13 protein-coding genes are annotated in these 15431 nt (G+C 39.8%); 1 reads left to right on the forward strand and 12 read right to left on the reverse strand.

Annotated features, from left to right (window positions below; translation table 11 throughout):
- Positions 1-634: 634 nt before the first annotated feature.
- The 12 genes from AC1DVK_RS19245 to AC1DVK_RS19300 form a co-directional block, all read right to left on the reverse strand.
- Complete coding sequence (locus AC1DVK_RS19245) at positions 635-1342, reverse strand: GntR family transcriptional regulator (RefSeq protein ID WP_477627151.1); 708 nt, start codon at positions 1340-1342, stop codon at positions 635-637.
- 250 nt (positions 1343-1592) lie between these two features.
- A complete protein-coding gene (locus AC1DVK_RS19250) occupies positions 1593-2630 on the reverse strand; it encodes a YeiH family protein (RefSeq protein ID WP_477627163.1) in 1038 nt (345 codons plus the stop codon).
- A 64-nt stretch (positions 2631-2694) separates the two neighbouring features.
- Positions 2695-3444: a PIG-L family deacetylase gene (locus AC1DVK_RS19255; protein ID WP_477627152.1), complete on the reverse strand. Its 750-nt coding sequence runs from the start codon at positions 3442-3444 to the stop codon at positions 2695-2697.
- Positions 3445-3597: 153 nt separating this feature from the next.
- Positions 3598-4950 (reverse strand): aminotransferase, encoded by a 1353-nt coding sequence (locus AC1DVK_RS19260; RefSeq protein ID WP_477627164.1) that lies wholly within the window; start codon positions 4948-4950, stop codon positions 3598-3600.
- A 144-nt stretch (positions 4951-5094) separates the two neighbouring features.
- Positions 5095-6858, reverse strand: a complete 1764-nt coding sequence (gene xsc, locus AC1DVK_RS19265; RefSeq protein ID WP_125163301.1) for a sulfoacetaldehyde acetyltransferase — start codon at positions 6856-6858, stop codon at positions 5095-5097.
- A 174-nt stretch (positions 6859-7032) separates the two neighbouring features.
- The gene (gene phnX, locus AC1DVK_RS19270) at positions 7033-7863 is read right to left on the reverse strand and encodes a phosphonoacetaldehyde hydrolase (protein ID WP_477627153.1); all 831 of its coding nucleotides are present in this window, start codon (positions 7861-7863) and stop codon (positions 7033-7035) included.
- Positions 7864-7968: 105 nt separating this feature from the next.
- Positions 7969-8424 carry a hypothetical protein gene (locus AC1DVK_RS19275; protein WP_289320545.1) on the reverse strand — a complete coding sequence of 152 codons (456 nt, stop codon included), beginning with the start codon at positions 8422-8424 and terminating at the stop codon, positions 7969-7971.
- A gap of 177 nt (positions 8425-8601) precedes the next feature.
- On the reverse strand, positions 8602-10014 hold the full coding sequence (locus tag AC1DVK_RS19280) for an amino acid permease (RefSeq protein ID WP_125163299.1): 1413 nt from the start codon (positions 10012-10014) through the stop codon (positions 8602-8604).
- A 356-nt stretch (positions 10015-10370) separates the two neighbouring features.
- The gene (locus AC1DVK_RS19285; protein ID WP_477627154.1) at positions 10371-10991 is read right to left on the reverse strand and encodes a YitT family protein; all 621 of its coding nucleotides are present in this window, start codon (positions 10989-10991) and stop codon (positions 10371-10373) included.
- A gap of 784 nt (positions 10992-11775) precedes the next feature.
- Positions 11776-12477 (reverse strand): twin-arginine translocase subunit TatC, encoded by a 702-nt coding sequence (tatC, locus tag AC1DVK_RS19290; protein ID WP_477627165.1) that lies wholly within the window; start codon positions 12475-12477, stop codon positions 11776-11778.
- Positions 12478-12638: 161 nt separating this feature from the next.
- Positions 12639-12851, reverse strand: coding sequence for a twin-arginine translocase TatA/TatE family subunit (locus tag AC1DVK_RS19295; RefSeq protein WP_061462820.1), 213 nt, complete (start codon positions 12849-12851; stop codon positions 12639-12641).
- A 58-nt stretch (positions 12852-12909) separates the two neighbouring features.
- Entirely contained in the window at positions 12910-14652 is a 1743-nt protein-coding gene (locus tag AC1DVK_RS19300; protein ID WP_477627155.1) for an alkaline phosphatase D family protein, read from the reverse strand.
- 541 nt (positions 14653-15193) lie between these two features.
- On the opposite strand from AC1DVK_RS19300, the gene AC1DVK_RS19305 reads away from it, so the two are divergent.
- Positions 15194-15361 carry an aspartyl-phosphate phosphatase Spo0E family protein gene (locus AC1DVK_RS19305; RefSeq protein WP_089363293.1) on the forward strand — a complete coding sequence of 56 codons (168 nt, stop codon included), beginning with the start codon at positions 15194-15196 and terminating at the stop codon, positions 15359-15361.
- The last annotated feature ends 70 nt before the right edge of the window (positions 15362-15431 follow it).

Raw genomic sequence — 15431 nt, forward strand, 5'->3', positions numbered from 1 at the left:
GAAGGGCTGAAAATTTTATGGATATTAAATCTGAACGGAAAGTGGGATTTGAAGCAGGCCTTCACAACAGGTGGCATGCCAAGTTCGCACTAATCCTATGTGGGAGAGAATAAAGGCTGGTTGCATACGGAGACATCTCCTGCGACAGTGTTTGCCGTGATTGTGATGAATGATGCTCAGGGATTCGGCGCCATACAGGTGCTAAGCTTGTGAATGATCTTTAAGATAATCTGCGAAGTTTTCTGGAGAGTTTCCGAGTTTTGAGTTTGTGGAGCGTGAGAAAGAACTAAATGAACTGCTCGGACATTAGCCTGTGGAAGTGGGAGCTGATGAACTGCTTGGAGTTGTACTTGGGTTTATGTCGGGTAAATTTGAGGATGGCAAGCCCTCAAAAATCAAACGGCTGAAAACGGTGGATAAGCCTTCATATTCTAAATCTTGAAGAAATGTATAAAAATTTCATAACGCTTATATTAATCCGTTCCTGTGCTATTAAAATAGACGAACAATAACTTAAGATAATGGGTTTTTAACAGTTCAAAACCGAATAATTTATCTCAATGAATTTAGAGCCGAAAAGGACCTAGGCCTCTCTGCTTATTAGAAAGGCTTAGGTCATTTCATGTCCCCAAAATCAGTTCTTCCGGGACATTTTCATAGCGAAAGAGTACATATCCGATCTGAATAATCCTTTATAATATTCTACTAAGTTACCATCAGAATCAAAAATCATCCGTTCAGTAATCAGCAAACACATCGAAACTTTTATCCCCAAATGTTCAGCATCTTCTTTTGTTGGAAAGCCGCAGGTTATAATTTGTTCCGCTTCACAAAAGTTAATGTTCAGATCTCCTTCGAGTGCGTCATACAATACGGTGGTACTTAAATCGAATTTCGTCAATTCTTTTCCTAGGTCCAAAGAATAATAATGCAATTCAATGGCTATGGGGACATCCCCCTGTAGTCGCAGCCTTTTAATATGGTAAGATTCATCCTCAAAACCATTTGCATCAGCTATATTTTCAGGTGTCATTACACGGCCATGATCCAGTAATTCAATCCCCATGCCTTTAGTGGTTTCAGTGAAACTTATCATTTTAAGCCATTCCTGTACGGGTTTAAGGGAAACAAACGTTCCCTTCCCATGCCTTTTTTCCAATATCCCCTCACGAACCAGGATGGATACGGCTTCCCGTACAGTGCTTCTGCTGACTGAATACATATCCATTAGTTCCCTTTCACTCGGGATCTTGTCTTTATAATAACCTTCTAAAATCTGATTTTCCAATATGGTTTTTAATTGAGCGTGTAATGGGATTGGATTTTTAAAGTCTAACTCCATAAAATTTCCTCCAAACAGAAAAAGACATCGTAATGTTCGTATCAGTTCTTATATTGTAAACCAAATAGTTATAATTTTCAAACATGCTAACACTAATTTTTCCTAATATTGGGATTCCATGGGTTAACCATTGTTTCTTTTCCAATACAACTCACATTCAAAAACCGTTTTCTATGAATGAATAAATAATCCCGAATAGTACCTCGTATTCAGGGGTTTCCTATATGCACCCTTCACCACAAGTGGAAGATTAAACAATAAAGTACGAGATTATGGAAAGAAGCAAAGAGGTAATGGTCATGGCTAATAGAGGACGCATGGCTTTTGTGCGCAGTGCCTGCAGGCTTACATTCAGTCCAAGACCGATCATGGCCATTGTCAATATGAATGTAGTCGTATTGGAAATACCATCCATTACGATTGGAGACACCTTAATATAAGTTCCAAACACATAACTTCCAATTAGACTCATGATTATAAAACCAACGAGGAACCAGGGAAAATCAATTTTGGCATCATGGTCCATTTTCCCGGATGTACGTTTTTTCATCCAATACATAAAAATGAAACATAAAGGGATAAGTAAAAAGACACGGCCCAATTTTGCGAGGAGTGCAATCGCTAGCGCATCTTCACCAGCCGGAGCTCCTGCCAATGCAACATGGGCGATTTCATGAAGACTGATTCCAGACCATATACCATAATCCAAAGCGGATATCGGTAGGATTGGACGTAAAAGTGTATAAACAATGGAGAAAAGCGTTCCCATTAAAGCGATTATCCCGACGCCTATTGCTGTATCTTCTTCCTTGGCTTTCACGATTGGAGATATTGCCGCAATAGCCGCTGCACCGCATATCCCAGTTCCAACAGCAAGAAGAAGGGAAATGGAGGCATCTGCCTTAAACCACTTTGCAATCAGGACCATCACGACTATGGCAAATGTTACTGTGCCTATGTCACGTAACAACAATGGTAAACCCTGATTGAAAATCACATCAATATTTAACTTCAATCCGTATAAAATAATGGCAAAACGCAAAAGCTTTTTAGCGGAAAATTCAATTCCCGTCCGGAATTTTTCTGGATAGCCAGCGATTTGACGATAAATCACGGCAATGATGATCGAACACGCAAGAGGACCGATTCGATTGAATCCTGTAATCTTGGACAGCCCCAAGCCTAAAAGTGCTATAAAAAAGGTGAAAGCGATACCGCCCATCCACAAAAGCACCTTATTTTGAAGCGGTGAATTCGAAATTTGCTGTTCCTGACACATTTCTTCCATTGGCTCATATTTTTCTAATTCCATACATTCCTTCCCCCTTCCCAGATAACCTGAAGCATTAGGATCATCCCTTACTTTCAATCGTTTGAAAAAGATCGGTTTCTTCTATATTAGTAGGTGAATTCCCTTTGATAAAATACTCGGATTCCTTTAAAAAAGGTAAGTTCGGCTTTTGGTTTCCCCACAGTTCAGGAACGGCTAGAGTCTGGGAACGATGAGATCTTAAAGCTCGGATCTTTTTCTGTATAGTCCCTGCTATATTCACTCTTGTGATTCTGCTCAGCCCGTTTTCCTTTAACCATTCATCATAAAACGCATGCCAAAGGACAAAGTACAGACTTTGAACTTTAAAAGCTGGAAATACTGGATCTGGATAAAAATCGGGATCACCGGATTTTAGTAAAGCAAATTCGGCAGCACGGCCAATCGCACAATGGTCTGGATGCCCCCCATATTTCTCATGGAATGTTACTAGTGCATTCGGTTGAACCTCACGAATCACCTTCACGATTCTCTCCGCCAATAAATCGAAGCTTTCAAATTCAATCGTTTTATCCCTCACATGTAAAAATCGAAGGTCGTTGATCCCTAATTCTTTACAAGCGCTTTTTAATTCCCTTACCCTTACTCCAGGCAATGTCTCCCTCGATGTAAGAATCGGATTTCCCATGCGCCTGCCCATTTCGCCTTTTGTCGCACATAGTAAAGTTATATGAACACCTCTTTCAGACATTTTGGCAATGGTTCCGCCACACAGGAATGATTCATCATCGGGATGAGCAAGAACCACCAATAAACTTTGTTGTGATTGCATATTTCCTCCTACTTCGGATTCTCCAGTTTTCCCCACACTGTGAGACCCAACATAAAAAAATGGACATGGATGTCAAAGCGGTCAGACAAATCATGCCCATCTTCATTTTCCCTCTATAATATAGCTCCCTAAAGCACCATCATCTTATATCGGTCAACATAATTCATATAAAACGGATTTAACCGTTTCTATGACAAAGCGTAAATCTTCAACGGTCGAAGATAAAGGCGGTGCAATGATCAATACATTTCCATATCCAGGAACTGTATCACCATTACGGCCGATGATAAGGCCCTTTTCCTTGCAAGCCCCTATTATTTTACCCATGAACTCATCGGAAACAGGTGTTTTTTTCTTTTTATCTTCCACTAATTCAATGCCATATAAAAATCCAACACCACGGACTTCCCCTACTTTATCCAGGGCTGTCAATTCAAAGAGTTCACTGAGTGTCGATTCACTGAGTTCAGATACTCGTTGAACGATTTTTTCATTTTCTATGATTTCAATATTCTTTAGAGCAACTGCGCAAGATGCAGGATGGCCTCCATATGTTGACACATGCCTGAAATGATTTAACTTTCCATTCTCTTTGAATTTTTCATAAATCCTAGAATTCACTGCCGTTGCTCCAAGTGGAAGATAACCGCTGGTTAAACCCTTTGCCATCGTTACAATATCAGGTTGGACACAATCGGAGTGCATGAATCCAAACATTTTTCCGGTTCTTCCAAAACCTGAAACCACTTCATCCACAATTAAGAGAACATCATGCTTCTTACAGATTTCTGAAACTCTTGTTAAGTATTCTTTCGAAGGAATGAGGACCCCGCCGCCAGAGATGAATGGTTCAAGAATAACACCGGCTACCGTTTCGGACCCTTCAAAATTAATAACCTGATCGATATATTCGGCTGCTAGCAAATCGGTGTTTTCAACGTTGTCCCCAAATGGGCTTCGATAACTGTACGGCGGTGGCACATGCAGGAAACCTGGAACCGCCGGGTCATATTTCACTCTCCGGTTCGCCTGTGCGGTCGCGCTTAGCGCCCCGAAAGTATTACCATGATAAGCCCTATACCTAGAGATGAATTTGTATTTACCTGGATTTCCATTTTGTGAATGATATTGCCTGGCAATCTTGAAAGCTGTCTCATTCGCCTCAGAGCCGCTGTTCGTAAAAAAAGTGGTATAGGAGCCCTTTAAATGTTCACTTATTTTTGCAGATAATTCGATTGCCGGCTTATGGCTTAACGTTAAAGGGAAGTAAGATAAGTTAATCATTTGTTCATAGGCGGCCTGCGCGATTTCCTTTCGTCCGTGACCCAGGTTCAAGCACCATAAACCGGAAACCCCATCTAAATATTTATCACCTTTAGTATCTGTGAACCATGAACCGGATCCTTCTGTAGCCATCATGGGAGCATCCTTCTCATTATAGCGATGCATCGCATGCCATAAATGGTCTTTATCCATTTGAACAAGGTCTTTCGTTTCAGTTTCCATCTTCACTATTGAAACCCCCTTATTTTTCATTGAATGCAATTAAGTTAAGTTCCCATGCTGTTACAGATCTTTAGAGCGAATTGGTGATGGTGCGATGACCCAAATTCAGGTCATCGCACAAGTCATATCACTCTTTTAGAACCATTATTTATCCCAGTTTTTATGATCTAAATGAGAATATTTTTCTAATAATCTAGTAGGCATTTTTAATGCATCTTTTCTAAATGGAGGAGCTAATTGTGTTCCATCCACTTGTATATCAATGACAGTCGGTTTGTTTGATTTTATTGCTTTTTCAATGACAGAACCCAATTCCTCAGGTTTTTCCACTCTAATGCCGACAGCACCCATAGAGCGGGCAACTTCTGCAAAATCAGGATTTTGGATATCAGCCCCTACAAAACGGTTATTATAAAAATCGACCTGGTTCTTTTTCTCTGCGCACCATGCATTATTATTGAAGACACATGCTATGACCGGTATGTTTTCTTCTACAGCCGTACTCACTTCATGTAAGCTCATTCCCCATGCGCCATCTCCAACAATGGCTATAACAGGCGTATTCGGCTCAGCTAATTTGGCACCTAATGCGGATGGGTAAGCAAATCCCGTATTCCCGAATGTAAGCGCAGCGATATGCCTGCGGCTCTGATTGAATTTCAAGTAAGCGTTTGCAGTTGACGATACATTACCGATATCTGTAGTTACGATGGCATTTTCAGGCAACACTTTAGTCAATTCCAATAGGGCTCGACGCGGATTGATCGGGGTTCCATCGATCATCGCAAGTTTCACCAATTCTTCTTCCCATTTTTGTTTTTCATTCGTTACTTCGACTATCCGCCCTTTTTCTTGTTTTAGGTTAGGTTTACTTGCCTTCAACCGTTTCAAGATTTCACGACTCGCTTCACGGGCATCTCCGATGATCCCGACTTCCACAGGGTGCGTCCTCGCTATTTGCCTTGGGTTAATATCTATTTGGATGATTTGCGCATCTTTAGGGAAATAATCAATGTCATAGCATGGTAACGTTCCAAATACCGATAATCTTGTACCGACCGCCAATATGACGTCCGCTTTCTTAAGTGTATTCATGGCAGCCTTTGAACCCATGTAACCGATTGGGCCGACTGACAATGGATGATCGGCAGGAAAGGCATCATTATGCATATAGGAGACAGCTACCGGTGCCGTTAAATATTCTGCAATATCCTTAATTTCCTCAATACCATCTGAATCAACCGTTCCCCTCCCGGAAATGATGACAGGATACTCAGCCTCAGCTAAAATTTCAGCTGCTCTATCCAAGGATGCAGAAGATCCGCAGCCCCTTTCATCTACGCGATATTGATGTGGTTGAAGTATTTGATCTTCCACTTCACCATAGAAGTAATCACGGGGGATATCGAATAAAACCGGTCCCCTTTCGGCATAGGCAATCCGGAATGCTGTCCTCAGGCAATCAGCGACCCGGCCTGGGTGTGTCACTCTAACCGTTTCTTTCGTGATTGCCTTGAAGATGGATACCTGATCACATTCTTGAAAACCATCCCATCCAACTGTTGGTGTACCAGCTGAAGGTGATATGACCACCATAGGAGTATGAGCTTGATTGGCCGCTGCAACAGAGGTGACCATATTCGTCATTCCAGGTCCGTTTTGCCCGATGACAACTCCAGCAACACCTGATACACGACAATACGCATCTTCCATATGTGCTGCACTTTGTTCATGGCGGACACCAATGAAACGAATGCCTGCAGTTGGCAATAAATCAAGCATATCCATGAAAGCCGATCCCAGAATTCCAGAAATATGTTTAACTCCCTCAGCCACTAATGTCTCAACGATGGCTTCACTTGGTGTCATTTTAACTTTCGTTCCTCTTAACATTTTTGTTTCGACCATAGCACATTCTCCTTAATTTTAGTTATTTCTGATAACGACGTTGCGACGTCCGTACCAGTTATAAGATGTATAATACTACCATTGGATGAAACAGTCAATAAATAAATTGAATATTTTGAATATTTTTAAAACCTCTAACCATCATAGTCACTACCTCATGTATTTGAATCTTTTTTAACCAATAAATATATCCTTTTTTTCTGTCAATCTGTAGTTGATCCTATCGATGATTTCCAATAAATCACCTATATCATCAATTACGAAATCGGCTCCTGCATTCCAAAAACGATTTTCTGCATGTTTCATCCGTTTTTGCAGATCATATGGGTCCATTTCGTTGATTTCTGCCTCTGAAAGGCCGATTTCACTGCCGCCCTTCAATACGGCAACAGTCCACATTCCCGCAGAAATGCCTTCTTTGATRTCACTTATCGTATCGCCGACTTTAACGATTTTACTGAGTGGATACACTTGGAGATTAATCGCCGTCATAAAGCACATCCAAGGGGCAGGCCTTCCTGTAGGCACTTCGGTAGACGCAACGATGGAATCTGGTTGATAGCCCCATTTTTCCGCCTCTTGTTTAACAACATCAATCATTTCACGAGTGTACCCTGTTGTCGAACCGATTTTTATTCCTTGCTGCCTTAAACGGCTGACTAATTCAATTACACCTGGTATTGGCTTGGCGTTTTCCTTGAGAACCTTAAAAAGCAAAGCCTCAAAATCCATATATAATGATTTTAGATCTCTTTCGTCCGGTTCTTTCCCGAATTTAGCAATCCATAAATTGGAGATTCGTTTCATTTTCAGGAGTTCCATTATATGATCCATTTTCAATAAACCCATAGGTTCCCTTGCTTCCTTAATGGTAATATCTATCCCCCTTATCCTGAAAATCTCGACAAATGCTTGGACCGGTGCAAAACAACCATAATCCACCGTCGTTCCTGCCCAATCAAATATCACTGCCTGAACCTCTTTGCATTCTTTTGCACTTTCCAAACTATGTCCCCTCCTATCGCTTACCCCCTCCAAAATAACCGAACTTGCTAAACCTGTTAAAGCCCATAAATTCCCCACTGGTGATAACCCGGCTATAAAGAGAATTCATTTCACTTCTTCCAAAAATAACTGTAGATCTTCTTTTGTAGCTTCAGAGAGTCGTTTTATCTTTTCAAGATCCTTATCCGGATTCCCTGACTCCCCAATTAATGGGTAAAGGTTTTTCTCAATCCGTTCATACCAATCAGGGTATTCATCTTCCACTTGCTTTTCTATCGAATCCCAAGTAGAACTGATCTCTTTTCCCATTTCTTGAATTTTCCCTGAATCCGCCTCCGTACTTATTTCTGATTCCAATCCTTTTATGGATTGAATCACATCGTCGACACCTTTTTTAATAACCTCTGCATTTTGGGTTTCACCCGTATTTGAATCTGGATTTTCATTCATGACTGGACTATTTTCTTGTTGGGCCTCGTCTGGTTCGCTTGAATTGTTGCAGCCTGACAGCAATATGGCTCCAAGGACAACCCCACTAGTAATTACACGGAAACCATTCAACATAATCCCTCCTTCATGATTTAAAGACAGATGTCACCAAGCACTTGTTGGCACAACTCTCTTTTTCTATGGGAAATCATATTCTAGCTGATTAGTGATTGAAGAATTTTGTCTGAGGAATTCCATAGAAGTAAACGAAGCATTACCTTAAATTAAATCAATGCTTTAGAGCCAAAGCTATAACTTTTCAGAATTAGGGGATCCAGAAACAATATTTAATTCATTCTCCATATACTTCGCTTTTTTTCGCCGAAGGAAAAAGAATGAACAGATAACGATCAAGCTAAATAGCATGGTAAAAATAAACTGTGGACGCTGCGAATCGATAAATGCCATTAATATTAACACGGAAATCATGGAAATTATGGTCGCATAAGTCAAATACGGGAATAACCACATCTTGATTTTGAAAACTCCGGGATTCTCTTTCTCCATTCTCTTCCTTAATCGGAGATGTGAAACCGCAATGGCCAGATAAACAAGAATTCCGACTCCACCCGAGGAATTCACTAAAAAGAAAAAGATTTTATCAGGTGAAACATAACTGAAAATGGTGCTGATAAAGGCAAATAAGGTAGAGCCGACTACAGCAAATATAGGAACGCCGTTTTTACTCACTTTTGAAAATAACTTTGGAGCGTCGCCTTTTTGTGCAAGTGAAAATAACATGCGTGAACTTGTATATAATCCCGAATTCAAACAAGAAAGCAACGCAATGAGAATCACTAAATTCATGATCAGGGCAGCAGAAGGGATACCCATCATTTCAAGTACAGCAACAAATGGACTTTTCAGCAAAGAAGCCGAATTCCAGGGTAATAGCGTCACTAGTATGGCGATGGACCCAATATAGAAAATCAGGATTCGCCAAACTACACTATTCAATGCACTTCTGACTGACTTTACCGGATCACTGGTCTCACCAGCGGCAATCGCGGGAATCTCCACTCCAACAAAAGCATGAAAAACAATTGCGACACCAACAAGCACAGAACTTATCCCATTTGGAATAAAACCGCCAAAATTCAAAAGATTAGAAGTGCCAGGTGGTTTTATCGTTGGGATAAACCCAAATATCACTGCCACGCCGAGGCACAAAAAAAGGATGATACTGATTATTTTAATGATTGAAAACCAGTATTCGAACTCACCAAACGATTTTACTGAAAAAATATTCGTCATTTTCAATAGGATAATCAAAGATAGACTTATTACCCAGACGGGAACGGAAGGAAGCCAGCTGTGTATGATTGCAGCTCCCGCTGTTGCTTCCAAAGCGATTACGATAACCCAAAAGAACCAATATAACCAACCTGTTGTAAAACCGGCCCATTCACCAATCCCCTCTCTTGCATAAACGGCAAAAGATCCAGTATTTGGATTCACTGTGGCCATTTCCCCAAGCATCCTCATGACTAAAACAACGATCAAGCCAGCCAAAACATATGATAAAATCGCCCCGGGGCCCGTTTGACCAATAATGATACCGCTTCCTACGAATAAACCAGCGCCTATGACACCACTTAAAGATATCATCGTTAAATGTCTTTGTTTCAGACCTGGTTTCAGTTCTTCCTGTTGATGTTTCATACCCTCCACCAACTTTCAATATTTTGGGGAATCAACTAAGATAATCGCTACTTGAATGTAAAACAAGGCTTTTCGGCTGCCTGTCCTTTGAAACTTGGAAACATGGCATTTTCAAACAGCACAGGAGATGACGCTATGAACTTAAGATCTATATCACTATTCCTCCTTCCTGAAGGCTTGAAATTCAAAGCGAACCTAACATCACTACGTCATGATGTTAGTACCACTTTCTATGTGTATAATACACTCTGATTTTTTTAAAGTCAATTTAAAAATCAGAATATTTAGATAACAAAATGAAAATTTAAATAAATGGCGGCCCTTAATACAAGAATCACTGCTAACCTCTAATTCTTTCATTTTACTTCTTTCACACTGGAGGTTTCATCGAACGCACTATCCCTTCCTATCATTAAGGCCTTATGCTTCCTATCCAGCATTTTCTTTAAAAGAAATGAAAAAAACAATGTAAACGCAATTCCCTTAACAATCGATGTATAACCGTAAACAAGAAGGCCCAATATCAGTACGATAAGATTAATAATCCTTATTGTCGCTGCAATATCTATTTTTTCATTTTTATGATGTAATATTAAGGCGATCACGTCAAAGCCAACAGTGGAGGCATTTGCTGTTATACATAAATAGTATCCTATCGCTATCAAAATCGATGAAATAAGAATCACTAGAACGATATTCACATCAAAATCAATATTCAATGAATAAAAAAAATTGAAGAACAGCATATAGCTAAAGGAACTTAAAATTGACTTAAAAAAGTACTCTTTCCCCAGAAAAACTAAACAAATGATTAACAATAATCCTGTAACTAAATTGGCGAGCATGGCAATATTATAACCTGATAATGCATGCAATAATAATGCCGAGCTAGTTACGCCTCCATTAATAATTTCATTGGGAACGATAAAAAAAGCATAGGCAAAGGTCATGGAAATGTTTCCTGCGATAATTTTCATTAAATCCCTCATAAATTTCTCACCACCCCTTTCAATATTTTGATCATGCTTCCCCCCTAGATATATATTTATACTTGAACGATGCAATCAACATTCATTTCTCCATCCAATTTTTTCGAATCATTCAGCTTTACAATCACATTGATTTAATAATGCTTCCTTTGGAATGACCGCTTACCTTATCCATGTTGGGGTTTCTTACATTAGTGGTCTTTTGTTTAAAATGATTGGGCGAAATTAAAATAGGCTGGTTTATGTCAAGTGATTACAATTATTCGCTAACCATAACCCCCTCTCCTTCTAATAAATAAAATAAAACATGCCACTTATAATCATTTAGGGATTGCAGGCCTTTTGTCCAACTAGTAACTTATGATTTCCTTGAAACGATTTACAGAAGTCTTTGATTTACCTAAATGAATATGATTCCAAAAAAATGATTTGAATTTTCAATTCCCGTACTTTCCACAGGTTATATTACAAGTTATAGGCTTTGAATTTACCGATTTAACCTGAAAGGCCAGACACTTTTCATGAAGGACTTTACATAGTGAAGCGCCGTATTAACCTTCACTCATTCTTATGATTGCCTCCATTGACTTAGTTCTGATTCCCACAGCTGCCCGATCCAAGAGATGTGGAAACCTGACAAAAAATGGATTAGAAAGTGATCCATCAAATATTATTCCGTAATAAAAAAGTTGAGGGAATTATGTCCCTCAACTTTTTAGTGTTCCATTGACTATTTCCCAAGAAATGTTTTTTTCAATAGCAGCTAACCATTTCATGTTACAGGTAATGCTGACTCATCTTTCATAAGCCTTTTCCGATAAACCATATTGGACAGCTGCACACTCACTTCATAAAGCACAAGTAAAGGGACGATAACCAAAATGTCCGAAATCATATCAGGAGGCGTAATCAGGATAGAGATGATGACCAAGACGAAATAAGAAATCTTTCGAGACTTTTTCAACACTGTTGGATTGATAATTCCCAATCTGGTCAGGAACATGACCACAAGCGGCATTTCAAATAGAATCCCGAATGGTAAGATCAAATTAATCATGAACCGGAAATACTTTTCAGCTGTGAACATCATCTCGAATTGCCCGGCTGATAGGGAAGTGAGGAAACCAAGCACTATTGGAAACAAAACAAAATATCCAAATGAGATACCTGTGATGAATAAGATGAACAGCCCAGGAATGAACCGGAATGTAACTCTTCTCTCTTCCGGTTTCAATGCAGGAGCCACAAAGCGCCATAACTGATAGGCAGCTAGCGGAATCGTTGCAGCTATTGCGCAAACCGCAGCAATTATCATATAGACCCACAGGATGTCACTTGGACCGAGCACGGCAAGCTTCCCATCGAAATCCTTAATAAGCAGTTCATAAATATCCTGTACGAAAATGAAACTTACTATAAAAAAAACGAGAAAACCTATCAGTGTTTTAATGATTCTGCTTCGGAGTTCCTCCATATGCTCAATAACGTGTATATCCTTGCTCTCCACTTTCACTCCTCCTTTTTGACAATTTACAAGCCATATATAAGTATTAGAATTGCTAAATCCAATATCCCTCGAACTCTTCTCATGAAAAGAAGCAGGCGAGTCTTTCCGCCCGCTCTATCCCATTAAAATCATCCTTCTTTTTTAACGGCTTTTAACGCAGCTTTATTCTCGTTTTCATCCTCTTTATCTGAATCATTCACCAATCCTTTGGTTGCACTTTTGAATTCGGATAAAGTTCGACCAAATGCACGGCCGATTTCCGGCAGCTTGGACGGTCCAAAAATAATCAGTGCAATCACGAGGACGATGACCAGACCAGGTATCCCTATATTAGAAAGCATTCTCATTCACTCCAATCAAGTATAATTATTTTTCCATTCACATTTCCTTGTCTTTCTATCAATTAGTGACTTTCCTCTGCTTGTTCATTCTTTGTTTTTCATGTGCGCGATTATGGGCCCGTGTCCGATCTTCCTCGACTTCTTTCGTTTTTTGGATACCTTCCGTAACCGTTGCTGACGCGACCTTTCTTAGTCCAGCTTGATCCTTATCAAACACGAAGGATGCTCTTGTCGATATATCCGCTCCTGGATCTGTCACGAAAGGAACTACACGGTAATCCGCCTTCCATTGTTCTGGTGTTACTTTGCATCGGACATACCCACGGTAATCATTAAAGAACTTGATATGTGGATTCTGGCTTAGTATTTTATCTGTATCCGCACGCTTATCTGCTCCATTTCCACCGGATGTGATGGATGTGCCGACAAACTCCACACCGAAAGTCCTTGAATTTGGATCATTGAAATCCGCCTTTAAATTGGCTGCCCAGCTTGCATGTACATCACCGGTCAACACGACCAAATTTTCTATATTATTACTATTAATTACATCAATCAAACGATCACGTGCAGCCGGGTAACCATCCCAAGAATCCATGCTAAATTTGGGAGCGGTAGGTGTTCCATAATTCCGTTGTGCAAAGAAAATCTGCTGTGGCAGCACATTCCACTTCGTTTTTGATTTCAACAGATTATCAGATAGCCACTGTTCCTGCTCTCGACCTAGTAATGTACGATTTGGATCAAGTGACTCAGGCGTTTGCGGTGAACTGACATCGCCGTTTGCCTGATCATCCCTGTATTGGCGTGAATCTAGTACGAAGAAAGAGGCCAGGTCGCCATAAGTGAAATTTCGGTATAACCGCATATCCGCTCCCTTTGGCAAGGAAGATTTACGAAGGGGCATATGCTCATAATAAGCCTGATAAGCGGCTGCCCTTCTCTTGATGAATGCTTCAACCGATTGTCCTTTTTCCGGGATGACATTTGCATAATTGTTTTCAACTTCATGATCATCCCAAGTCACGACCCATGGGAAAGCAGCGTGTGCCGCTTTTAAATGAGTATCAGAGCGGTATTGTGCGTATCTATTTCGATAATCCTCAAGAGTAATGATTTCCGGACTGTTATGTACACGGACATTACCTGTAGAAGCAACATATTCATTTGGCCCGTACTCATATATGTAATCGCCAAGGTGAAAGACAAGATCCAAGTCTTCTTTTGCCAAATGTTTATATGCCGTATAATAACCATGCTCAAATTGCTGGCATGAAACAAAAGCGAATGACAGGCTTGAAACACTTGAACCGATTGGCGGAAGTGTTTTCGTTTTTCCAGTCTGACTTACTTCCCCTCCACTTTTAAAACGGTAAAAATAGACCTTATCCGGTTTTAACCCGCTTACTTCCACATGAACGGAATGGCCAAGTTCCGGCCTGGCTATTTCCTTGCCTTGTTGTACAATCTGTCTGAAATTTTCATCCTTTGCCACTTCCCATTTAACGGATATGGCTTCTTGTGGCATACCTCCTCCATTTAACGGATCAGGTGCCAGCCTTGTCCATAAAACAACACTATCCGAGAGCGGATCACCGGAAGCTACACCAAGATTAAATGGAAAATCACTGAATTTCGGGGCAGCATTCACTTCAATCCCGCCCATTGATTGAGCAAGGGCAAGACCTAATGAAAGTCCGGCAAGTTTACTTGCTCCCTGGATAAAGTTTCGGCGGTCCATATTCTTACCTAATTCGCTCCAATTCTTAATTAAATCATCCATTGCTCTTTCATTATTCATTGATCTTTCCCTCCTATTATTTGAATCTGTTTCAAGTATAGTATGGCCCTTTTAAAGGTGTATGAATAAGTGTAAATCAACAAATTTCCAATTAGGGATTTCCGTGCAGGACTTATGGGTCTCTAAAATCAATAAAACAGATCTGATTCACTCATGCATTTACATAGACCTACAAACTTTTACATACAACGTCATTCTTTCAACCTACTTTTCTTAATGAATCATTTATTTAATCGTTACAAATAACTGATATGGGCTATTTTTACAATAAACCTTTAAAACTATAAAAGCCTAAAGAAACCAGCGAAATAATGGAATAAAAGAAAGATCGCCATCACGTGGTTGGATCCCACCGCAGTAAGGAAACCTTGATTCAAAGGAAGGTTTAGAAATCATCATAGTTTTCTAAAATCGGACTAAAAATGCTTCAGTAATAATCTTATAAGTCAATATTCACCTTTGGTTTAAAAACATCCTAATTTATGTAATAATAGTTTCATGACAAAAAAAGAAAGCACTTGAGGATTCTGCATTGGAGAGTATGGAAGCATTATTTGAAAAAATTGAGATATTGAGGAAAGAACTAATAAACACCGGATTGATTTATGGATTTACTGCCCCAAAAACATTACATAAAAGCCAGGAACTAGATGAACTGTTGAATTTACTTACAAATGAAAAAGAACCAAATGATTTAGAATATGTCTAAAAAGATCCATGAACTAATACTTCATGGATCTTTCTTGGACTTTTACCTATTGCTTCCTAGTATAGTTTTC

The sequence above is a fragment of the Peribacillus sp. P4_B1 genome, assembly GCF_056402395.1.